19 protein-coding genes are annotated in these 21,919 nt (G+C 43.4%); 6 read left to right on the top strand and 13 right to left on the bottom strand.

Annotated elements, in window-relative coordinates; all coding sequences use genetic code 11:
* Nucleotides 1-8 precede the first annotated feature (8 nt).
* From T426_RS0103340 to T426_RS0103285, 12 genes are all read right to left on the bottom strand, one after another.
* A complete protein-coding gene (locus tag T426_RS0103340; protein ID WP_025864106.1) occupies nt 9-1,034 on the bottom strand; it encodes a transaldolase family protein in 1,026 nt (341 codons plus the stop codon).
* 23 nt (nt 1,035-1,057) lie between these two features.
* A complete protein-coding gene (kdsA, locus tag T426_RS0103335; protein WP_027585280.1) occupies nt 1,058-1,891 on the bottom strand; it encodes a 3-deoxy-8-phosphooctulonate synthase in 834 nt (277 codons plus the stop codon).
* Between the two features lie 9 nt (nt 1,892-1,900).
* Nucleotides 1,901-2,977 (bottom strand): iron-containing alcohol dehydrogenase family protein, encoded by a 1,077-nt coding sequence (locus T426_RS0103330; RefSeq protein ID WP_025864105.1) that lies wholly within the window; start codon nt 2,975-2,977, stop codon nt 1,901-1,903.
* A gap of 3 nt (nt 2,978-2,980) precedes the next feature.
* A complete protein-coding gene (locus T426_RS0103325) occupies nt 2,981-4,177 on the bottom strand; it encodes a DegT/DnrJ/EryC1/StrS family aminotransferase (RefSeq protein ID WP_025864104.1) in 1,197 nt (398 codons plus the stop codon).
* 279 nt (nt 4,178-4,456) lie between these two features.
* Nucleotides 4,457-5,653, bottom strand: a complete 1,197-nt coding sequence (locus T426_RS0103320; RefSeq protein WP_025864103.1) for a hypothetical protein — start codon at nt 5,651-5,653, stop codon at nt 4,457-4,459.
* A gap of 25 nt (nt 5,654-5,678) precedes the next feature.
* A complete protein-coding gene (locus T426_RS0103315; protein ID WP_025864102.1) occupies nt 5,679-6,392 on the bottom strand; it encodes an ABC transporter ATP-binding protein in 714 nt (237 codons plus the stop codon).
* Between the two features lie 30 nt (nt 6,393-6,422).
* Nucleotides 6,423-7,640: an ABC transporter permease gene (locus T426_RS0103310; protein ID WP_027585279.1), complete on the bottom strand. Its 1,218-nt coding sequence runs from the start codon at nt 7,638-7,640 to the stop codon at nt 6,423-6,425.
* 25 nt (nt 7,641-7,665) lie between these two features.
* On the bottom strand, nt 7,666-8,886 hold the full coding sequence (locus T426_RS0103305; RefSeq protein ID WP_025864100.1) for an ABC transporter permease: 1,221 nt from the start codon (nt 8,884-8,886) through the stop codon (nt 7,666-7,668).
* 45 nt (nt 8,887-8,931) lie between these two features.
* The gene (locus T426_RS0103300) at nt 8,932-9,684 is read right to left on the bottom strand and encodes an outer membrane lipoprotein-sorting protein (RefSeq protein ID WP_025864099.1); all 753 of its coding nucleotides are present in this window, start codon (nt 9,682-9,684) and stop codon (nt 8,932-8,934) included.
* Nucleotides 9,685-9,756: 72 nt separating this feature from the next.
* Complete coding sequence (locus T426_RS24895; RefSeq protein ID WP_051568926.1) at nt 9,757-10,356, bottom strand: TetR/AcrR family transcriptional regulator; 600 nt, start codon at nt 10,354-10,356, stop codon at nt 9,757-9,759.
* Nucleotides 10,357-10,548: 192 nt separating this feature from the next.
* Nucleotides 10,549-11,445, bottom strand: a complete 897-nt coding sequence (locus T426_RS0103290) for a DMT family transporter (protein WP_025864097.1) — start codon at nt 11,443-11,445, stop codon at nt 10,549-10,551.
* Between the two features lie 104 nt (nt 11,446-11,549).
* Entirely contained in the window at nt 11,550-11,891 is a 342-nt protein-coding gene (locus T426_RS0103285) for a phage holin family protein (RefSeq protein ID WP_025864096.1), read from the bottom strand.
* Between the two features lie 141 nt (nt 11,892-12,032).
* On the opposite strand from T426_RS0103285, the gene nagB reads away from it, so the two are divergent.
* Nucleotides 12,033-12,866 (top strand): glucosamine-6-phosphate deaminase, encoded by an 834-nt coding sequence (gene nagB, locus T426_RS0103280; protein WP_025864095.1) that lies wholly within the window; start codon nt 12,033-12,035, stop codon nt 12,864-12,866.
* 652 nt (nt 12,867-13,518) lie between these two features.
* Entirely contained in the window at nt 13,519-16,233 is a 2,715-nt protein-coding gene (ppdK, locus tag T426_RS0103275) for a pyruvate, phosphate dikinase (protein ID WP_025864094.1), read from the top strand.
* Nucleotides 16,234-16,311: 78 nt separating this feature from the next.
* Here the strand turns inward: ppdK and T426_RS0103270 are convergent, their stop codons facing one another.
* A complete protein-coding gene (locus T426_RS0103270) occupies nt 16,312-17,016 on the bottom strand; it encodes a hypothetical protein (protein WP_036984426.1) in 705 nt (234 codons plus the stop codon).
* Nucleotides 17,017-17,333: 317 nt separating this feature from the next.
* Between T426_RS0103270 and ruvX the strand changes: the two genes are divergently transcribed.
* The 4 genes from ruvX (at nt 17,334) to trkA (ending at nt 21,893) form a co-directional block, all read left to right on the top strand.
* Nucleotides 17,334-17,756, top strand: a complete 423-nt coding sequence (gene ruvX / locus T426_RS0103265) for a Holliday junction resolvase RuvX (RefSeq protein WP_025864092.1) — start codon at nt 17,334-17,336, stop codon at nt 17,754-17,756.
* A 5-nt stretch (nt 17,757-17,761) separates the two neighbouring features.
* Nucleotides 17,762-18,319 (top strand): peptide deformylase, encoded by a 558-nt coding sequence (gene def, locus T426_RS0103260; RefSeq protein WP_025864091.1) that lies wholly within the window; start codon nt 17,762-17,764, stop codon nt 18,317-18,319.
* Between the two features lie 85 nt (nt 18,320-18,404).
* Nucleotides 18,405-20,516: a ComEC/Rec2 family competence protein gene (locus tag T426_RS0103255; protein ID WP_025864090.1), complete on the top strand. Its 2,112-nt coding sequence runs from the start codon at nt 18,405-18,407 to the stop codon at nt 20,514-20,516.
* A 42-nt stretch (nt 20,517-20,558) separates the two neighbouring features.
* Entirely contained in the window at nt 20,559-21,893 is a 1,335-nt protein-coding gene (trkA, locus tag T426_RS0103250) for a Trk system potassium transporter TrkA (protein ID WP_025864089.1), read from the top strand.
* Nucleotides 21,894-21,919 lie beyond the last annotated feature (26 nt).

Raw genomic sequence — 21,919 nt, 5'->3', positions numbered from 1 at the left:
AAGATATATTACTTCAGTAAATCAAGCTTAACTAAGTCCTGTACATCAAGCATTCCAACCGGTTTGCCTTCCTTCACAACCACAAGGTTATCAACCTGACTTTCCTCAATCAAAGCTGCTGCTTCTTTCAGCATGGCTTTTGAATCGATGGAAAGTGGATTTGCCGTCATATGTTTTTCAATCTGCTCGTGCAGAATATCCTGTCCGTTATTACGCAGCTGACGTCGTAAATCACCGTCAGTAAAAATACCTTCCAGCTTACCGTCGCCATCAACAACTGATACCGCGCCCAGCCCCGATTCACTCATTTTAATCAAGGCGTCCATCACAATTGCTGATTTTTCAATCACCGGATTGTGATCGGAAATCACCTCTTTCACCTGCATGGTAATCATTCGTGTATCGGCAACAAACTGGTCAGTTCCCACTTTCGTGAAATTGTTATCAGCCAGTTTCTTCATTACCTTCCAGGGGATGGTAATGTTATGTGCTCCCAGCAACATCGCATTACGGATATGCTCGGCATGGCGCACTGATGAAAACATCAGTTTCGAATCATAACCATAATGATTAATGGTATCGACGATATCGCTAGCCAACTCCAACGCGTTGTGCCCCTGGTCCTGCATCCGGCCAACCAATACACAAACGTAGTTGGCACCGGCAGTAAGTGCCAGCAATGCCTGCTGTATATTGTAAACGAGGTGGATGTTCACCATGATATCTTCGTCGCGCAACATTTTACAGGCGCGAATTCCTTCCATCGATACCGGAATCTTGAAAACAGTTTTCTTTTTATCGAGCCCCAGGGCCAATTGCCTGTGAGCCTCCGCAACAATGTCCTCTGCTTTTTCACCAAGCGCTTCGATCATCAATACAGGAACCATTTTCGACAATTTCACAATGGCACCGTCAACATCGGTCAGGCCATTCAGGTGCATAAAAGTCGGGGTGGTCGTAACACCGTCGATGAATCCAAGCTTAAGCGCTTCTTCAATTTCTTCGAAGTTGGCTGAGTCAAGGAAAAATTCCATTCTTTGTGAGTTTATTTGTTTAATTAATCACGATATTTTACTTCCAGGTCATGAAATTCGATGAGTGGTTTCAAAAATGACTCCACATCATCGATGCACATTTGGCTGGCTGCATCACATAATGCCCTTGAAGGATCGGGATGAGTTTCCAGGAACAATCCATCGATACCTGCCGCCACTCCTGCCCGCGCCAATGTGGGAATAAATTCCCGTGAACCGCCGGCTGGATCCGCGCTCGGAATTCCATACTTCCGAATGGAGTGCGTTACATCAAAGATTACCGGGTAACCAGTTTGTCTTAAATGATAAAAACTCCGGGGATCGACAACCAAATCGTTGTACCCAAAAGTATATCCGCGTTCCGTTAGCAAAATCTGATCATTTCCCGCACTAATTGCTTTTTCAACCGGTTTGATCATATTCTCAGGAGCCAAAAATTGCCCATGTTTAATATTGATAACCTTCCCGGTTTTGGCTGCATCGACAACCAGCGTGCTTTGCATACACAGATAAGCCGGAATCTGAATGATATCGACTACATCGGCTGCCATTTTAATCTGATCAGGGTAATGAACATCAGTTATGATGGGAACCTGAAACTGTTCCTTAATCTTACGCAAAATCTCCAGGCCACGCTCCATCCCCGGCCCCGAATAATATTCGAGAGAACTCCGGTTATCCTTTTGGAAGGATGATTTGAAAATGAGCGGAATATTCAGTTTCTGAGAAAGATCGACCAAAAACTCGGCCGTGACCATCATGGTCTTCACGTCTTCTACCACACATGGACCCGCAATTAAGAATAACTTATCAGAGCCACAGGCAATATCACCAACGTTTACAATTTTCTTATCCATGATTCAAAATTACATTTTCATGTATAAATCCCTGAGCTTTTCACGGGTAATTACACTTTCCCACTCAGGTCCTGCCACATGTGCCCACATGAATGTCAATGTCAGAGCCACATCCACCATTTTTTCGATATCGTCGGAAGAATAATCTTTCAGAACACCTTTTGGCAAATCGACTTTATTAATCTCCATCATTTTGCGGAACTCTTTCACTTCGTCCGGATAAAACTCATCGAGCTGATTAAATACAATGCAGTTTCCAATACCATGATGAATTCCGGTTACGGTAGCCAAACCATATGAAATAGCGTGGCAAGCACCCACTTCAGAATAGGTCAGAGAGAGTCCGCCAAGATAAGACGCAACCATCAGCTTTTCATCGTTCTCAGGCGTCCGGCTATTTCCCGAAAGGAAAATCTCCTGGCACAAATGCAACGATTCGCGACCGAGTGAAGCTCCCATAACCGTTCTACGGTTTCCATTCAATGCCTCAACATTGTGAATGTAACAGTCCATTGCCGTATAGAAGTGTTGCGGATCGGGAACCGACTTGATTAAATCGGGATCAAGTACAACCTGATCAGCCGGAGTGTAATCTCCTTTGATTCCCAGTTTTTTCTCAGGACCGGTTAAAACGGTTGTCATCGAAACTTCGGCACCGGTTCCTGAAATGGTCGGTACAACCGTACAATGAACTCCCTTGTTCTTAATCAGATCTAATCCCTGGTAACGGGATGATGATCCGGGGTTGGTAAACATGAGTCGGACAGCCTTGGCATAGTCCATGACACTACCACCGCCAATTCCGACAACCGAAACCGGAGGCTTACCCATTTCACTCATTACTTCTTCCACCAGAGCATCAACTACTTTGGTTTTGGGCTCGTCAGTCACATCCATAAACCGGATCATATCCGCATCTTTCATCGGAATTCTGTCCACCAGTTCATTCCCTTCAAAATATTCATCCAAAAGAAAAAGAACATAGGAACCGGCGTCGACACGAAGCGGCTCGAAAATGTCATCTAACTGAGCCAATGCATTACGGCCGTAAAGTACACGGCCGACAGCTTTATAATTCCTAAACATCTATTATTTATTTAGTGCGCTTTTAAGTGCAGTTCTTACTTTCGATTGCAACTCTTTCAGTTTCTCATCACTCCAGTTTACCATAACCTGAATCATCACCAGTCGTTGCATAATCGCATCAGTAACAGGTAATGAAAGATTCTCGTAATCCGGAACATTGTCGACGGCAGTCAGCGGTAGCGGATAAATCGATCTCAGTTTTTTCAGATGTTCCCACTGCCGATGGAAGTGGAAGTTATTCTGATACCAATAAGCTGAACCAATACCCTGTTCCTGCAATGCATCAAACACTGCCTTTGCTTTTGTGGCTTCCGGCAGGAAGAAGCTCAGGAAAGTAGCTGAATCACCTTCCGGGTCCGGAACCTCCCTGAGTTGAATTTCGTCAAACTCACTGAGTACTTCTTTCAACGCAGCCTGATTTTTCCTTTGCTGCTCAATAATATGAGGCAATTTACGCAACTGTGCCAATGCAACTGCCGCATGCAACTCCGAACCACGGAAATTAAATCCGAGTATCGGGTGTTGCTCTGCTCCCCGGTTATTCCCAATGTGATCGTGTCCATGATCGGCATACATATGAGCCTTTTCATAAAGCTCATCGCTATTCATGGCAACAGCTCCACCTTCGCCGGCTGTGATGATCTTGTAGAAGTCAAATGAAAACGCAGAAACATCACCAAATGTTCCAAGCATTTTGCCTTTATAGCTTCCGCCTAACGCAGGAGCGGCATCTTCAATCAGTTTCAGGTTATTTTTTCGACACACCTCAACAATTTCGTCCATCCGTCCCATTGAGCCGAACACCTGTATCAGCAAAACAGCTTTGGTTCTCGGTGTAATAGCTTTCTCAATGGCTTCAGGACTCAAACACAAAGTTTCGTCGATATCAGCGAACACGGGTACACCGCCAGCCATCAGCACTGCTTCAATCGGTGCGATAAATGTATAGGGTGGAACAATTACTTCGTCTCCTACGCCAATACCGCTAACGGCAAGAGAAATGGCATCAGCCGCTGTTCCGCTGGAACAAAAATGGGCATGTTTACTACCAAGATATTGGGCAAACTCCTGTTCAAATGTTTTTGCTTTCCAGATATTTTCCCGTTGGTCATCGTGATTATAGCGAAAAAGAATGCCTGTCTCCAGCACATCCATTACCTCTTTTTTCTCTTCCGCACCGAAAAGTTCCGTTCCGGCCATAATAATTATGTTTTTTAGATTATTTTATTAAAAACTACTCTGAAAAATCAACAATAAAACAAAGCGAACGCCTTGTCTGTGAAGCAGAAATGAATGTAAATAATTGCATCATTAAATGTGGAATTTGGTCACGCTAAAATTAACTAACATATTCCTGATAGGAAAGTGGGCTTAATTTTTTTTTCTATCAGTACAAAAACGGCGGTTTTATTGCATAAGAAGGGAAATACCTGCTCGATATCTCCCTTTAATTTTGCTCAAAAGAATTACTGAAGAGGGTCAAAAACTCCATTTTAAACGGGCAAACCATGCTTTTCCGTAGTCACCAAACTCTGTTCCCGGATTCCCTTCAAACAGTTGCCCCATGAGGAAAAAATCCAGATTGTCGGTTATCGAGAGGGTTGCTCCAGGGCCAAGATAGAATGAACCGTCACCCGGATTAACTATCGAAGAAAAATCAACATTGATGAGCGGGGTGACCGGATAACTTACCTGCCCGAACAACGACCACTTAGCCAGCGACAGCATTTTAGCCGACAGGTTCGAATTCATCAGGTAATCCATCCCTCCCGCCAGGCCGTTAGTTCCATGGCTGTTATAGAGAACACTGCTGTGAATATACAGGCTGTTAGTAAAGGTATAGTCGGCCGAGACGGAAGCCACCGTCGATGCAAAAGAGACGTCTTTCTTATCGGGTAAAGGCTCAAAATGGGTGATCTCGCCGCGAAAACCAGCTCCTTGAATATCTCCCGACCATCCGGTTCCAACAACCCAGTCTGTCCCGACCCAGCCACCGATGACCTGAAAATCATAATTATTTACGTTAAAACGGTAACGCCCCGCCAGTGCCATTTGATCGCTGTTGCGACCTCCTTTGTAAACCAATTCTGCCGACGACATCACGCCGGTGTATCGGGTAATTTTCACCGCATCAGTTCCCGGACGTTCTTCGTAATCAAAATCAAAATAATCGAAGGCATTAAACACATCGTTGGGATTCCAAACCAGATTGATTCCCCAGTTGATACGTTGGCGGCCAACCCGAACATTCCATTTATTGAAATTCATATCGAAATAAACCCGGTCAATCGTGGTATTCACAAACCAGCCTTTTCCGGTTGCCCAGTTCCATGACAAATCCATCCATCCATTGTCCTTTTCAATCATACTGGCATATTCCGGAAAGTCGTTGATGAACTTACCGGAAAACAACCGGTTTCGAAATTCAAAAGTTGTGGTTAGCCACGAATTGGTGTACCATTTAAAATTCAACCTGTTGTGCAGCAAGTTGTAACTGATATTGTCGAATGTTTGACCGGGTCCAAGAACTATCGGTGTTTTCAGATTATAAAAAGTCTGCATGTCCTTCACATAACCATTGAAGGCAAGCTTACTTCCCTGAGCCGATACCGTCCAGGTTATCCCAATCATAGCCAATAAAACCAAGTATTTTTTGATCCTGCTTATCAACATCATACAAGCATTTTACGAATGTTCCTATTTACTCATTCGGGCCGTTCACTACTTCTTTCTTCCGGACCTCATCGGAAATCACCTTGCCATCTTCGAGAACAATCACACGATGTGCCTTTTTCACCACGCGGGCATCGTGAGTAGAAAATACGAAAGTGATGTTCTCCTTCCTGTTCAACTCCTCCATAATGTCCAGCAGATTCTCTGTAGAATGCGAATCGAGGTTGGCAGTTGGCTCATCAGCCAAAACGTAGCGGGGCTTCGACGCAAGTGCCCGGGCTACAGCCACACGTTGCTGCTGTCCGCCAGAAAGTTGTCCGGGACGACTGTTCAGGCGGTCGCCGAGCCCTACAGCTTCGAGCAGTTCTTTGGCTCGTGCATATCTTTCGGCACTCGGAATTCCCTGCAAGTGCATGATGAATTCCACGTTCTCCAGAGCCGTTAACACCGGAATCAGGTTATACGACTGGAATACAAAACCGATGTGGTGGAGCCGGAAATCAATCAACTCGGAATCTTTCAGTTGACTCAAATCAGTTCCGTTGATCATCACCTGGCCGGAAGTTGGTCGGTCGAGGCCACCAAGCATATTCATCAGGGTTGTTTTTCCTGAACCGGAAGGTCCAACCAAAGCAGAGAATTCGCCTTCTTCAATATTCAGGGTAACGCCATTTACAGCATGAACCTCAACCTGGGTTCCATCGTAAACTTTATGCAGATCTTTTATTGTTATAATTGACATGGCTTGACTTATTATATTGTGTTTTCGATATTATTCAGTTCGCAAGGCTTCCGCCGGATTCAGTTTCAACGCTTTGAGCGCCGGGTAAACAGCAGCCACAATTCCGGTCACAAAAACCAATACCATTACATTAATCGTAATGCCCCAGTCGATTATGGGATGGACAGTTGTTCCGTATCCAAGGGCTTCAAAACCGGTTTTGTAGCTATCGAAGCTAATACCGGTATGATTCGTCCAAATAGTGACCAACAGGCCGATGCCTACCCCGAGCGTGCCGCCGATAATGCTCATCATCACCGATTCCCACATAATCATCCGGAATATCCGGCCCTTTTTCATGCCAATTGCCATCAACATTCCCAACTCTTTCACCCGTTCCAGAACGGCCATCAAAATGGTGTTGACAATACCGAAGCCAAGCGCCAGCAAAATGATGATAATGAAAACATACAGGTAGTAATCATACACATCGTTGATGTAACCAAACTCCGGATTCAGCTTTTTCCATGTCAGCACTTCCAAATTAGGATACATGTCGCTCAATTTGTTTTTTACCTGGTTCAGATATTTCTGACTGGAAAGATGGACGGCAATTTCCTGGGCAGCTCCCTGAGGCAATGCAGCCAGTTGATCCAGGTCGTCGAAGCGAACATAAACGTGTGTTTCATCAAAGCTGGTATTTACGGTTTGATAAATCCCGGCGATCCTAAAGGCGCCGCTTGTTATGTTTCCCTCATCATCCTGGAAAGTGAGGACTATTTTTGAGCGGACATGTACACTCAGCTTGTCGGCCAGCTTCTGTCCGATAACCACCGGATTCCGTGAAATTCCTTCGAACCATTTCCCTTTTTTGATATAGGTATACAGGTTCGAAACCGTTTTTTCCCTGTCGGGATCGGTTCCAATCAATTTCACGCCGGAACCGGTTTCGGCGGAAGCAACCATGGCTTGAATGACAATTCGCGGACTCACGCCGTTCACACCTTCAATCTGTTCAATGTCCTTAATTTTCTGAAAGACATCCTTAATCTGATACTTCAGTTCATCGGCTTCGCGGAATTTGGGATGATGAATCTGAATGTGGCTCACCTCCGTTTCGATACCGCGATTGAGGCGTTCCTTCATCATTCCTTTAGCAAAACTGACCATGAAGATGCCGGCAAACATCCCAACCACCATCGCCAGAATAACGACCAGACTTCGTGTTGGATTCCGCCAGATATTTCTCCATGCTACATGTATAATCATGACAGTAATTTTTTCGGTTAATCAATCAGGCCCGTAAGGCTTTATTTTCCTTCAACATTAAAGCACTGGCAAATGGGTAAATCGAAATCACCATGATGATGATGAAAATGATTAACACCTGGAACGTGAACACTTTGGGGGCCAGCGAGAAATACATATAGGGTTCGAATCCCATATCGACCATCATCTGGCCGGCTTGTCCACCTAATTTAATCGGGTGGAAATACTGGTAATACAAAATAGGTAAAGCAGCCAGCGAACCGCTAAGAATTCCCAACAACCCGATGATAAATGTTTCGTAAATCAACATCCAGGCCAGGCGTATTTTCTGCATTCCCACCGATACCATGACACCAAACTCACGCCGCCGCTCGGCTACCATCATGATAATGGTTCCCAGTATACCGAATCCGATGACGAGAAACAGAATGACTTTCATGATGGCTCCACTATCACGGTCTCCGTTAATTTGCTGCACCAGTTCCGGCTGCATCTCATCCCAGCTCATAATGCGATATGGACTGTGAATCTTTGCTTTCAACTCGTTCACGATATACGGAACCTCGTCTGCTTCATTCACCAACATCGCCAGCGAAGTTAGCAGATGATCGGCTGAATAGAAATCCTGTGCCGTAGCTAAATCCATGTATATCAGCTGTCGGTCAAGAGTCGGCGAAGGATGTTTGAATATTCCCCTGATGGGGAAAAGTCCGGCTGCATTGATTCCGTGGTAACCTTGTCCAAGCAAAACCAGCGTATCACCCACATCAACCTGAAGATATTTGGCCAGCGTTTCGCCCATTAGAATTCCGTCGCTGCCTTTTTTCAGGTATTTGCCCCGAACCATCTTCTTGCTGATTTCCGTCAGATGATCTTCTTTTTCAGGATCAACGCCAAGAACCATCGCTCCCTTGGTTAGTTGCTTACTGGAAGCCAGAGCAAATGACTCCAGCCGGGGAACCACCAGTTGAATACCGGAAACCGAAGCAATTTTAGCTTTCATCGAATCGGTTTCTACGAAAGTATTATTGATGGTTTTGTTCTCCCAGAAATCCTCATTCTGCACCTGAATATGGCCGGAATAGAACCGAACGGCGTTCTCCACCATTTTTGCGTACGAGCCTTCCTGCATCGAGGTCATGTAAGTGGAGAGAATCACCCCAAAAAAAATCGATGCGATGGTGATGATGGTCCTCCGCTTATTGCGCCACAGATTGCGCCAGGCCAGTTTTAAATCTGTTTTCATGCGTTGGTATTTTTTACCTGATTAAGTAATTCCCCATGGTCTTCCTTAGTGAACTCGTTTCATATTCTGGATACTGAAAAAACTATCCTTGATGGGCATATCAAATTTCACATTGTTGAATTCCATCGTTGTTTTATGTCCCTTCTTGTCAACCGGAACCATCTCGAAATAAGTAGGCAAGGTACGGTCGCCCATCTTTTTAATTTTTGATAGTGTTTCCTCGTTGATCAGGTAGCCATCTTCGTCATAATATTCATTTTTCAACGTATAGTAGTGCTCTTTGCTAATCCATGTAATAATTTTTCCCCACACAACCGCAGCATCTTCCTTGGGGATCATCTCAATTTTGTAGCAATTGTATCCGTTAATTTTCTCCTCCCCGATAATTTTATGGTTGTAGTCTTCAACAATCGATGACTCCTTCACCAAGTCGTCATTTGTCAGGTCTGAGCCCATCCACGACTGCATCATCATGCTCGGCGGAATTTTGATCATTCGCTCAATGGAAGGCACCCAATTCCAAATTTCCTTCCCCCTTTTCAGGAAAACCTGCCCTTTTTCTTTTGCCGGAGCCAATACATAAATGAGGGAATACTCCGTTCCTTTCGACCAACTTTTAAACTGTAATGTACGCTCCCATTTGGGGCGAATAATCTTCATGGTCATCACCGATTCACTCGACTGTCCGCGAAGAAGATCGTTGGCTTTGTTCACAATTTCTTTAGCATCCTGTGCTTTGGCAGTTAAACTCCCAAATGCCATAACCAGAAGAAATACAAGTACCTGTTGTGTTTTCATGATTCAGTTTTTTTATTCTGACGGTGTATTCTGTTAAATACCTTACCGGGAAAAATACTTCACTGTTTGCAATCAGATTTTATGATCAACAGTAGTATTTTTTGCATATAGCTTTACAATTCGGTCCCGAACCGGGCTGATATCGAAATCTAACGGACTGAATAACAATTGAAGTGTAGCTCCTTTCAATGTCGATGAAAGGAAAAACAGCTCTCCGGCTGGATCTTCGAACCCTTCCTCTTTCAAATAATTCATTAGTATCTGAACGACAGGCACGAAACTCTCTCGCAACTGGGTCCCAACAAAATCAACCACATTGGGTTGCATCAGGATATGTGTATAAAAGAGCCAGAATTTTTTATTCTTATTGATGATCTCGATAAGCCGATCGATGAAGTAAACGAACTCCTCCTCAGTAAGAACACCATCGTGATTGATGTCCAGGTTCTCATAAACTTCCTGAAATCCGACTTGAGCAATCTCTTTCAGCAAATCATCCTTACTTTCGAAATAGTTGTACAGCAGACCTTTTGAGATATCGGCCTTCTCTGCAATTTTGGCAACCGATGTGGCGTGATACCCCTTGCTGGCAAACAACTCAAGGGCCACATCCATTATCTTGCGCCGCTTCTCCTGACGCATCTGTTCATATTGTTCGGGCGTACGTGGCATAGCTTTATTTTTTATGACTGAACGCACAGTCATTTTTTGACTAAACGATTGGTCAAAGTTAAAGACAAAAAAATATATTTGTCAAGTTTTTGGCAATAAAAGATTGAAAATTAGGAATGAAAACAGCGAAAAGGCCTAAAAAACCGAGTCGTCAGAGAGGAAAAAATTCCGCGAAAAAAAATTTGAATGAATCTAACGAATGAAGAAAACAGCGATACCACCAACGGTAACGAACGCCCCCAACACTTCACGCCAGGTAAGTTTTTCACCGAAAAAGAGAACGGATGGTAAAAGGATAAACACAGGAACGGTAGCCATCAGAGTAGAGGCAATTCCGGCTGAAGTATGTTGAAGGGCAACCATGCTCAAACCGACACCAATAAAAGGACCGAAAAAAGCTCCGATTAAAATCGGTTTCATGGCTTTAATATCCTTAACTGTTGAGAAAACACCTTTCCATTTGCGAGTTAAGGTAAAAATGAGCGAGAATCCTAATACACCGGCAATTACCCTGATTTGTGATGCAGAGAAAGCGTCGTAGCTTCCCATTCCAAATTTTGACAAAACAGCTCCTGAGCCTTGTCCAACTGCTCCCCCAAAAGCCAGCAATATTCCTTTTAAAGGATATTTGAATCGGCGATTACTTTCTGTTTTATCGCCGCGATTGAGAATCACCATCGCAATTCCCGACAACACCAGAAGTAATCCAACAGTATTTAACAGGGTAAAACGTTCGCCCAAAATAATGTATCCGAGTAAAGCAGCTACCGGAGGGGCTAACGACATCATCAACATGGAAATTCGTGCGCTGACAAAAGCATAGGATTGAAACAGAAAAAAATCTCCAAGTACAAAGCCGATAAGACCTGATATGCCCAGCCATTTCCATGCCTCAGGAGATGCATCGGTAGGCAGCCAGATACCGCGACTCATGCGCATGTACAGCATATAAAAAACAAACGCTAATACGAGGCGTATAATATTGACATTTAATGAGCCAACTCTACGTGTAGCCACCTGAAATGACATGGATGTTACCGTCCAAAACACAGCAGTAGCAATACCAGCTATTTCTCCGATATATTGCATTTATTTCCTCAATCCAATCAATAATACAATGCAAGCCATTTCCCTTACCTGCAAACTCATCTCAACGGTGTAAAAATGAAGGCCCGAAAATAAAAACAATCCGGTTATTTGTGGAGATCCTTCGCTCCTAAAATGGCATTGACCAACGACACCAGCAAACTGAAAATAATGGCCCAAAATAATCCAGAGACATAAAATCCGTCAACCAAAGCGCCGGCCAGCATCACGATTAATCCATTCAGTATCAACAGAAATATGCCTAACGTGACAATCGTGAGCGGAAGCGTTAAAATTATCAATACTGGTTTAACAAGCAGGTTCAGAAGAGCAAGAACAACTGCCACAACCAGGGCATCGAAAAAACTGCTGATTTCAATTCCCGGAAGGATATAACTTACCACAAGTACAGCTATGGTATTGATTACAATTTTCGCCAGTACATTCATAGCATATATTTTTCGGTTAATTTAATGCTTTCTGGTAAAACTCTTTATAAAAATCTTGTTTCTTCGGGTTTTGCAAATTTAATTAGCGTTTTTCCAATAATTGCACCTAATTTTGTTACCTGATTCAAGAAAAAATCTGTTATGAGACTAATCATTCAACCTGCACCTGATGATGTGGCACACTGGGCAGCCAATTACATTGTACGCAAGATCAATTTGGCTAATCCCACAAATGAAAAACCTTTTGTTCTGGGATTACCTACAGGAAGCACTCCACTGAATACGTATCGCGAACTGATACAATTACATCAGGAAGGAAAGGTTTCATTTAAGCATGTCATCACATTTAATATGGATGAATATGTCGGTCTGCCGGAAGAACATCCCGAAAGTTATCACTCCTTTATGTGGAATAACTTCTTCAATCACATTGACATACAAGAGAAAAATGTCAACATATTGAATGGGAATGCCGAGGATATAAAAGCCGAATGTGCACGCTACGAAGAAAAAATCAAATCGGTTGGCGGAATTGATTTGTTTATGGGAGGTGTTGGTGCTGACGGACATGTCGCATTTAACGAACCCGGTTCCAGTTTAGCTTCGCGAACCCGTGACAAGGAACTAAATTACGATACACTGGTCGCCAATTCCCGTTTTTTCGATAACAATATCGATAAAGTGCCCAAATCAGCATTGACAGTAGGTGTTGGGACCGTGATGGACTCAAAAGAAGTTTTAGTTTTGGTTACCGGACACAATAAGGCCCGCGCTCTGCACCAGGCAATTGAAGGAGGTGTTAATCACATGTGGACCATTACTGCATTGCAACTTCATCCGCGTGGCATCATTATTTGCGATGAAGATGCTACTGTTGAACTAAAGGTAGGGACCTACAAACACTTCAAAGACATTGAGAAAAACAATCTTTCTCCCGATGCAATCTGGGAAAAAGATGGCAACCTGGGGTGGTAAAAACACGGCATATCTGCTCGACAAGGAATGATTGTCCAACAAATTACCACTCCCAAAACTAAGCCATACAAATTGATAATGTGACAATTAAGTCAACAACGAATAATATTTTAGTTGAAAATCACGATAATTTTTCATTCAGTCGATGCATTGAACATCATAATTTCATATATTTATAGCAAGAAACAGGACATATAAAAAAAGAGAAAGGAAGAATTTTCGTTTGAAACAAATTCCTTAACTTTATGTTCTGTTAGTAAAAGTGACCTGTAATTATCCCTCCTCATATCTGTCTTGGTCTTTTATGAACAGTTGCCTGTCAATCCCCGACGGGCAACTTTCTTTTTTTATGGCTACTCAGTGATGTTTTAAAACACAGCAGAATGCCGAATTCGCATTTAAGCCGTTCAAGATTTATTGGTTACCTTTGATCCCCGGACAACAGAAAATATTAACTTCCAGATTTTGAATGAATTTATCAGTATGCAGATTATATTATTAATGAATAAATAAGTATCTGCTCCCCGAACTGATGTGAATTTCATTCAAACCAAGAACATAGTTTTGTGTTTAGATATATTTATCATTGAAAATAAAGATTAGTTTTGCAACAAATTCATCATAGTTAATTCGAATTAATATTCAACACTTTATGGCTAAGAATGTATACAAATTCGGTAATGGCCAGGCGGAGGGTCGTGCCGATATGCGTAATCTGTTAGGAGGTAAAGGAGCCAATCTGGCAGAAATGAACCTGATTGGAGTACCGGTTCCTCCGGGCTTCACCATTACCACTGATGTATGTACCGTTTACACCAAAGAAGGTCGTGATGCAGCACTCAAACTCATCAGTGATGAAGTAAAAGATGCTGTTGCTCATATTGAAGAACTGACCGGAACGAAATTCGGGGATAAAAATAATCCGTGTCTGGTTTCTGTCCGTTCAGGTGCCAGGGCCTCCATGCCAGGTATGATGGATACCATCCTCAACCTTGGTTTGAATGATATGGCAGTGGAAGGAATGTCGAAAAAAACCGGCAACAATCGTTTTGGATGGGATTCATACCGTCGTTTTATCCAGATGTATGGTGACGTGGTCATGGACCTGAAACCGAAAAACAAAGAAGATATCGATCCTTTCGAAGAAATCATCGAAGCGATGAAAGAAGAGAAAGGAATCGAACAGGATACCGAGTTTACCATTGACGATCTGAAAGTTCTGGTTCTTCGTTTTAAAGAAGCGATTAAAAAAGAGACCGGTAAAGAATTTCCAACGGATCCATGGGAGCAGCTTTGGGGAGCCATCACAGCTGTATTTGACAGCTGGATGAACGACCGTGCAATCTTGTATCGTCGCCTGAACAACATTCCTGAAGAATGGGGAACTGCCGTTAATGTTCAAGCCATGGTATTCGGTAACATGGGTGATAATTCAGCTACTGGTGTAGCCTTCACCCGCGATGCTGCTACCGGCGAAAACCTGTTTAACGGTGAGTATCTCATCAACGCGCAGGGTGAAGATGTTGTTGCCGGTACCCGTACTCCGCAGCAAATTACCAAAGAGGGTTCTCTCCGTTGGGCCAAACTTCAAGGCATTAGCGAAGAAGAACGCGCCAGCAAATATCCTTCACTGGAAGAATCAATGCCTGCAGCTTACAAAGAGCTGGACGAAACACAGCATAAACTGGAACAACACTACCATGACATGCAGGACCTGGAATTCACTATTCAGGAAGGCAAACTGTGGTTGCTTCAAACACGTAACGGGAAACGTACCGGTGCTGCTATGGTGACAATTGCCATGGATATGTTGAAAGCTGGAGAAATTGACGAAGAAACAGCCATTCTTCGCCTCGAGCCCAACAAACTCGATGAGCTTCTTCACCCGATTTTCGACACCAAAGCTCTCGAGCAGGCAACTGTTATTGCCAAAGGTCTTCCGGCATCTCCCGGCGCTGCTACCGGTCAGGTAGTATTCTTCGCCGACGAAGCTGAAAAATTTGAGAACTCCGTCCTCGTTCGTATCGAAACTTCTCCTGAGGATCTCGAAGGCATGAACGTTGCACGTGGAATTCTTACTGCACGCGGAGGTATGACTTCTCACGCAGCTGTAGTTGCACGTGGTATGGGGAAATGCTGTGTTTCCGGAACCGGAGGTATTAAAATTGACTACAAAACCCGTTCTTTCGTTGCTAACGGAAAAGTTTACAAAGAAGGCGACTGGATTTCACTCAATGGAACGACCGGAGAAGTTTATGACGGTAAAGTAGTTACCAAAACTCCCGATCTTAGCGGAGACTTTGGTTACATCATGGAACTGTCCGACAAATACACCCGCATGCATGTGCGCACCAATGCCGATACCCCAAAAGATGCTCAGGTTGCCCGCAACTTTGGTGCACAGGGAATCGGACTTTGTCGTACCGAGCACATGTTCTTCGAAGGCGAGCGTATCAAAGCCATGCGCGAAATGATTCTTGCTTCCGATGTAGAAGGACGCAAAAAAGGGTTGGACAAACTCCTCCCATACCAGCGTGAAGACTTTGAAGGTATTTTCGAAGCAATGGCCGGTTATGGCGTAACCGTTCGTCTGCTTGATCCGCCGCTTCACGAATTTGTTCCTCACCAGCAGGCAACTCAGAAAGAGCTGGCCAAGGAAATGGGTGTTGACATTGATGTTATTCGTTCGAAAGTAGCCGAACTGGAAGAGTTCAACCCAATGCTCGGACACCGCGGCTGCCGTCTGGGTAACACTTATCCGGAAATTACCGAAATGCAGGCTCGTGCCATTATTGAAGCAGCAATGAACCTGAAAGCTAAAGGTATTGATGCACGTCCGGAAATTATGGTTCCACTCGTAGGTACCCTGAAAGAACTGAAACTTCAGGCAGACCTCATTAATGAGACTGCTGAGAAGGTATTCCAGGAAAAAGGTGACCGCATCGATTACAAAGTTGGTACCATGATTGAAGTTCCGCGTGCAGCACTTACTGCTGCCGAGATTGCGGAAGTTGCTGAATTCTTCTCATTCGGAACCAATGACCTTACGCAGATGACCTTTGGTTATTCGCGTGATGATGCTGGTAAATTTCTACCGATTTACATCAAGAAAGGTATCCTGAAGCACGATCCGTTCCAGGTTCTCGATCAGGAAGGTGTCGGCCAATTGGTTGATATGGCCACTAAACGTGGTCGTGGAACCAACCCGAAACTGAAAGTTGGTATCTGTGGTGAGCATGGTGGTGAACCGAGTTCAGTTGAGTTCTGCAACAGTGTAGGTCTCGATTATGTAAGTTGTTCTCCTTACCGTGTTCCGATTGCACGTCTGGCAGCAGCACAAGCTAATCTGAAACAAGGGAAAGCATAATTATTTGCTTTTTCGTAAATAAATAAAAAGGGTGTCCAATGGACACCCTTACTTTTTGTTGCAAACTATTCTGATTGATTAATAACGGTCGATATATCCATACATTTCGGGATATGCTCTGTAATTGGAAACACGATATCCACCTGAGCCAAATTCAAAATACACATCTCCCAATCGGAACATCAAATGACCATCGACTCTTACCCTTACTGCGTTTCTTGGTAACGAGGTGAATACGATGTCACGAGGTAATTCAATCTGCACATATCCGTATCTTGGATAATAAGAATAAAAATTCCCTCCGAAGCAATAGACGTCTCCATACCGATGTCTGATAACTACCGGATGACGGTTTCCCCAGGGAGCTCTGGCATAAACCCGTACTCTTCCGTTGTAACGTGGAATTCGATAATGGCGGTGATTTACGTAAACCGGATGCTCTCTGTGCCAGCGCTGGTTATTCCAGTGTTTGTTCTTATTCCAGCTGCGGTGGCTATCATGGCGCTCATAACGGGGTGAGTGATATGTGTAATTTCTATCGCGAACGCGATCCCGATCATGATTGTTTTTTTTAAACCGGTCATCATTCCGTTGATTTCGGTTCGTCCTTTCCTTCTTTGATTGATGATCACGCTTATTGTAATTCCTTTTAGAATGCTCTCGCTTTTCGGGTTGATATTCCCGGGTGCGCCGTTGGGCAAATACAGGATTTACGGAAACAACTGCCAAAGCAGTCATCATAAATACAGCAGCGCTTATTTTATGTAATTGAGTCGTTTTCATAGCTTTCGGGTTTTTAAAGTTAAACTTCAAGATTTCCCGACGTCGTCAAAATTGGTATACCTTCATTCTTTGCCGTATCAAAATCAAAGCCCGTGCCAAAATCATGTCTTTTGTTAAGAAAAAATAAGAGCAACCATAAAGCACTACTACAAAACGCTTTAGCTCATATCATTTTTTACTCCTCCACTTCACTTTCATTATACAGAATCCCGGATTCATCTTCTGAAACGACAAATCACTATACCAAATCCCTTTATATTGAAATGAAAAAAAATCAAATAAACATGTATCTTTGCCCTCTGAAAATCAAAAAGAACATGGGAAGGATTCTGGCCCTTGATTACGGCAGAAAGCGAGTTGGAGTAGCAGTGACCGATCCACTACAGTTAATTGCCAGCAGGCTTACAACCATAGCTACACACGAAATCTGGGATTTTCTGAGTGAATATTTACAAAAGGAAGATGTTGAAACTCTTGTGATCGGTTATCCGGTGCAGTTAAACAACGAACCTTCTGAGTCCATTCGGTACATCAATCCGTTTCTGAAAAAATTCAGGAAACTCTATCCTGACATGCCCGTTAAACAAATAGATGAGCGCTTTACGTCCAAAATGGCATTTCAAAGTATGATTGATGCCGGCTTGCGAAAAAAATCGCGACAGGATAAAGCAATGGTGGATGCTGTAAGTGCCACAATCATTTTACAATCATATCTGGAAGAAAATAAATACAAAAAATAAGTAGCATGATTTTACCTGTAACCGTTTTCGGAGATCCCATTTTACGAAAGGTGACTCCGGATATTGACAAAGACTACGAGGGTCTGCAGGAGCTCATTGATAACATGTTTGAAACCATGTACAATGCAGAAGGTGTCGGACTGGCCGCGCCGCAGGTTGGCTTGTCTGTTCGTATTTTTGTTGTTGATGCCACGCCTATGGCCGAAGAAGAGCCTGCTCTAAAAGACTTTAAAAAAGCATTCATTAATCCCCACATCATCGAAAAAGATGGTGAAGAAGTTATCATGGAAGAAGGTTGCCTGAGCATTCCGTTTATCAGGGAAGAAGTAAAACGGAAAGACCGCATCCGCATGAAATATTTCGATGAGAACTGGGTAGAACATGATGAAGTATTCGAAGGGTATGCAGCGAGAGTTTTGCAACATGAATACGATCACCTGGACGGAGTGCTGTTTGTTGACTACGCTACTCCATTGAAAAAGCGTTTGCTGAAAAGTAAACTAACGGCTATCACGAAAGGAAAAGTACAGCCGTCGTACCGGATTAAGCTCCCAAAAGTCTGATTCGGGAAAATTACCAGCTGATATTCAAGGTATTTTAATGAGATTATCGTAATTTAAATAATGTGATTACGGTAATCTCATTTTTATGACCAACCTGACTGACCATCTTCGCCGTGTTCCCTTTTTCCGATTTATCCTTCCTTTCATTGCAGGAATCCTGGCCGGATATTTCACTCAGCCGTTCCCACTATTTGTCGGCCTCACTTCCCTCTTTATTCTTTTTGCCCTACTAGTCGTTTTTCGCCAATCGGGCTATCGAACAACACCGGTATTCGGTACTATTCTTTACTTTTTTCTGTTCATTTTCGGATGGTACTGGTACCAACAACGACAATACCGCCCCCAACCTGTTCCGGAGCAAACAACACACTTTGCCATAGTAAGCGGTTTCCCGGAAGAAAAAACGAACTCCTACAAAACCATTCTGCAAATCCTACCCGACAAACAAAACATACTAACATATCTGGAAAAAGACTCGATAGCTGCCGGTTTAACTCCCGGGCAGGTTATTGCCCTTCATCGTCCACCAACGGCCATTCAACCTCCCACAAACCCAGGCGAATTTAATTACCGGGAATACATGATAAGGCACAGTATTGCTTACCGGTTTTATCTTCGTACTGAAGATTACTTCGTTACCTCCGCAAAAGTCCGCTTGAACCTCCGTCAGCAAGCGCTGGTCATCCGCAAGCAGCTGCAAAATGTATTCGTCCGTTACGGCTATTCCGGCGACGAGATGAGCATACTGTCAGCATTGGTTTTGGGAGATCGGGAAAATATTGATCCGGAAATAAAAAAGGAGTTTGCCAATTCCGGTGCCATTCACATTCTGGCCGTATCAGGGCTGCATGTCGGAATTATCTACTTCGTATTCAGCTTTCTACTCAAATTCCTCAAAACATATCGGAAAGGTCGTTTAGTAAGACTTTTCATACTACTCTCAGTTGTTTGGATATACGCATTCGTCACCGGATTGTCTCCCTCGGTTCAACGTGCGGCCACCATGTTTTCGTTCATTGCCATTAGCGAAAACATCAACCGGCAGAACAACATCTACAATACATTGGCAGCATCGGCTTTTTTGCTGCTGCTTATCAATCCCATGTTGCTTTTTGAGGTGGGTTTCCAACTATCCTATGCCGCTGTTCTTTCCATCGTCTTTTTTCAGCCACTAATCTACCATACCATTTACATAAGCAACTGGTGGCTCGATAAACTTTGGGCACTCCTGACCGTTTCGCTGGCAGCTCAAATCGGCGTCTCCCCGCTTTCCATCTACTATTTCCACCAATTTCCGGTTTATTTCTGGCTGACCAACCTGTTTGCGATTCCCCTGACCACTCTCATTATTTACACTGCATTTCTACTTCTTTCACTCTCCTTTATTCCTGTTGTCGCGAAAGTCATAACACTTTTCCTCCACATTGTGGTAAAGGCCCTATTATACGCAGTGTCGACTGTTAACATGCTTCCAGGATCAATTATTTCCAATATTTCATTCACTCCCTTAATGCTGGTTACTTCGTTCCTGGTTATCATTTTTCTTACCCTGTTTATTGTTGGAAAACAAAGGATATATCTTCAGCTCATACTACTTTCACTCATCGTTTTATCGGGAATAACAACCCTCAACAAGTATCAACTTCTAACGCAACGGGAAATTGTATTTTTTAATATCCCCCGTAAAACGTTGATTGCTGCAGTCCAGAGAAAAGCCATCGTCTGGATTTCATCGGATGATTCGGTAACAACCAGGAAAAAGATGGCCATTTACATGGAACCTTTCGAACAAATGCATGGCACAAACGCCTCCGTAATAATTCCGTTATCGGGGAAAAGGTTCAGGCAATTTTCCTTTCTATGCAAGAAAAACGATATGATAAACTTCGCTGGCATGAGAATATGGGCCCAAAAAAAAGCAGAAATACCGGAGTTCATGCCACCCGCTGATCTGATTTACTTGCACAAAATCGACCCTGAGGATATTACGAAATTTAAAGTGGAAGAACATCCTGCTATGCAATTTGTTACGAACACCCCATCGTTTCCTGATAAAAGATCGAAAAAGCCAGAAAAAAGTAAAATGCTTCCGGAAAATGTATACTCTCTTCCTGACAAAGGAGCATTACGCGCAAACATCTTTATTTCAGACAAAAACAAAAAAAGTGGCATCAAAATTGGATATATAACTCATTAATAATTTACTTTGCGGTGCATTTAAAATTTGGCTGGGAGAATTATGAAAATTGTAATTGCCGGTGCCGGTGAGGTGGGAACACACCTCGCTAAAATGTTGTCAAAAGAAGATCACGATATTGTCTTGCTGGACGACAACGAGGAAAAATTGAATAATCTTTCCTCCATGCTCGATGTACTGACAGTGATTGGTTCTGCAATATCGATTAGCGATCTCAAGGAAACCAGCGTTCAGCATGCCGACTTGTTCATTGCAGTAACGCCTTATGAAGAGCGTAATATCGTGGCCTGTCAGTTAGCCAAACATCTTGGGGCCGGTAAAACAGTCGCCCGAATAGACAACCAGGAATTTCTGTTTCCACAAAACAGAGAATACTTTGCCAGTCTGGGTATCGACGAATTGATTTACCCGGAACACCTGGCTGCTAAAGAAATTGTTACTTACCTGAAACAGACCAGCACACGACTGATCCACGAGTTTTCGGGCGGTAAGCTTATTTTGTTTGGAGTAAAAATCCGCAGCAATAACAAAATTGTTGGCAAAACACTTCGCGAATTGGCTCAAGGGAAAGAAGAATTCCGAGCCGTAGCTATTACCCGCGAATCGGAAACACTGATTCCTCACGGAGATGACATGATCCTGGTCGGAGACATCGTTTTCTTTGTCTCGAGTCCTTCCACTGTTCCATCCATTCTTGAAAAAGCAGGGAAGAAAAAGTTTGAGGTAAAGAATGTGATGATTCTGGGTGGTAGCCGAATTGGAATGAAAACGGCCATGCGATTGGGTGAGCATTTCAATGTAAAACTAATCGAGCAGGATAAAGCCCGCAGCATGAAAGTTGCCGAGAAAGCCAATAAAGCTCTGGTCATTCATGGTGATGGTCGTGACATGGATCTACTAAAGACCGAAGGAATCGACCAAATGGACGCTTTTATTGCGGTAACAGGAAATTCCGAGACGAATATCCTTTCCTGTCAGCTAGCTAAAAAGGTAGGTGTTAAGCGCACGATTGCCGAAGTGGAAAACATCGATTACATTGACTTTGCCGAACGAATCGGTATTGGTGGTGTGATCAATAAGAAACTGTTGGCTGCATCGTATATTTATCGTTTTACGTTAAACGCCGAAGTATCGCATGTAAAGTGCCTGACTGCTTCAGATGCAGAGGTTCTCGAGTTCATCGTGAAAAAAGATTCACTCGTCACCAGGAAAGCCATCCATGAACTAAGTTTCCCGGAAAATGCAACGATTGGAGGCTATATCAGGCAGGATCAGGGGTATATTGCCAATGGTGACACAAAATTTATTGAAGGAGATAAGGTTGTTGTTTTCACCCTGCCCTCAGCGCTGAAGAAACTTTCTAAATTCTTTAAATAATTTCCAAACCAGCCAAAAGAGAAGAA

Origin of the sequence: Prolixibacter bellariivorans ATCC BAA-1284, assembly GCF_000621705.1 — a bacterium.
GTDB lineage: Bacteria > Bacteroidota > Bacteroidia > Bacteroidales > Prolixibacteraceae > Prolixibacter > Prolixibacter bellariivorans.
This window is presented reverse-complemented; position numbering and strand designations above follow the sequence as displayed.

Coding starts and splice junctions, on each gene's coding strand:
- T426_RS0103340 (WP_025864106.1), bottom strand. CDS start 1,034: ATGGAATTTTTCCTTGACTCAGCCAACTTCGAAGAAATTGAAGAAGCG.
- kdsA (WP_027585280.1), bottom strand. CDS start 1,891: ATGGATAAGAAAATTGTAAACGTTGGTGATATTGCCTGTGGCTCTGAT.
- T426_RS0103330 (WP_025864105.1), bottom strand. CDS start 2,977: ATGTTTAGGAATTATAAAGCTGTCGGCCGTGTACTTTACGGCCGTAAT.
- T426_RS0103325 (WP_025864104.1), bottom strand. CDS start 4,177: ATGGCCGGAACGGAACTTTTCGGTGCGGAAGAGAAAAAAGAGGTAATG.
- T426_RS0103320 (WP_025864103.1), bottom strand. CDS start 5,653: ATGATGTTGATAAGCAGGATCAAAAAATACTTGGTTTTATTGGCTATG.
- T426_RS0103315 (WP_025864102.1), bottom strand. CDS start 6,392: ATGTCAATTATAACAATAAAAGATCTGCATAAAGTTTACGATGGAACC.
- T426_RS0103310 (WP_027585279.1), bottom strand. CDS start 7,640: ATGATTATACATGTAGCATGGAGAAATATCTGGCGGAATCCAACACGA.
- T426_RS0103305 (WP_025864100.1), bottom strand. CDS start 8,886: ATGAAAACAGATTTAAAACTGGCCTGGCGCAATCTGTGGCGCAATAAG.
- T426_RS0103300 (WP_025864099.1), bottom strand. CDS start 9,684: ATGAAAACACAACAGGTACTTGTATTTCTTCTGGTTATGGCATTTGGG.
- T426_RS24895 (WP_051568926.1), bottom strand. CDS start 10,356: ATGCCACGTACGCCCGAACAATATGAACAGATGCGTCAGGAGAAGCGG.
- T426_RS0103290 (WP_025864097.1), bottom strand. CDS start 11,445: ATGCAATATATCGGAGAAATAGCTGGTATTGCTACTGCTGTGTTTTGG.
- T426_RS0103285 (WP_025864096.1), bottom strand. CDS start 11,891: ATGAATGTACTGGCGAAAATTGTAATCAATACCATAGCTGTACTTGTG.
- nagB (WP_025864095.1), top strand. CDS start 12,033: ATGAGACTAATCATTCAACCTGCACCTGATGATGTGGCACACTGGGCA.
- ppdK (WP_025864094.1), top strand. CDS start 13,519: ATGGCTAAGAATGTATACAAATTCGGTAATGGCCAGGCGGAGGGTCGT.
- T426_RS0103270 (WP_036984426.1), bottom strand. CDS start 17,016: ATGAAAACGACTCAATTACATAAAATAAGCGCTGCTGTATTTATGATG.
- ruvX (WP_025864092.1), top strand. CDS start 17,334: ATGGGAAGGATTCTGGCCCTTGATTACGGCAGAAAGCGAGTTGGAGTA.
- def (WP_025864091.1), top strand. CDS start 17,762: ATGATTTTACCTGTAACCGTTTTCGGAGATCCCATTTTACGAAAGGTG.
- T426_RS0103255 (WP_025864090.1), top strand. CDS start 18,405: ATGACCAACCTGACTGACCATCTTCGCCGTGTTCCCTTTTTCCGATTT.
- trkA (WP_025864089.1), top strand. CDS start 20,559: ATGAAAATTGTAATTGCCGGTGCCGGTGAGGTGGGAACACACCTCGCT.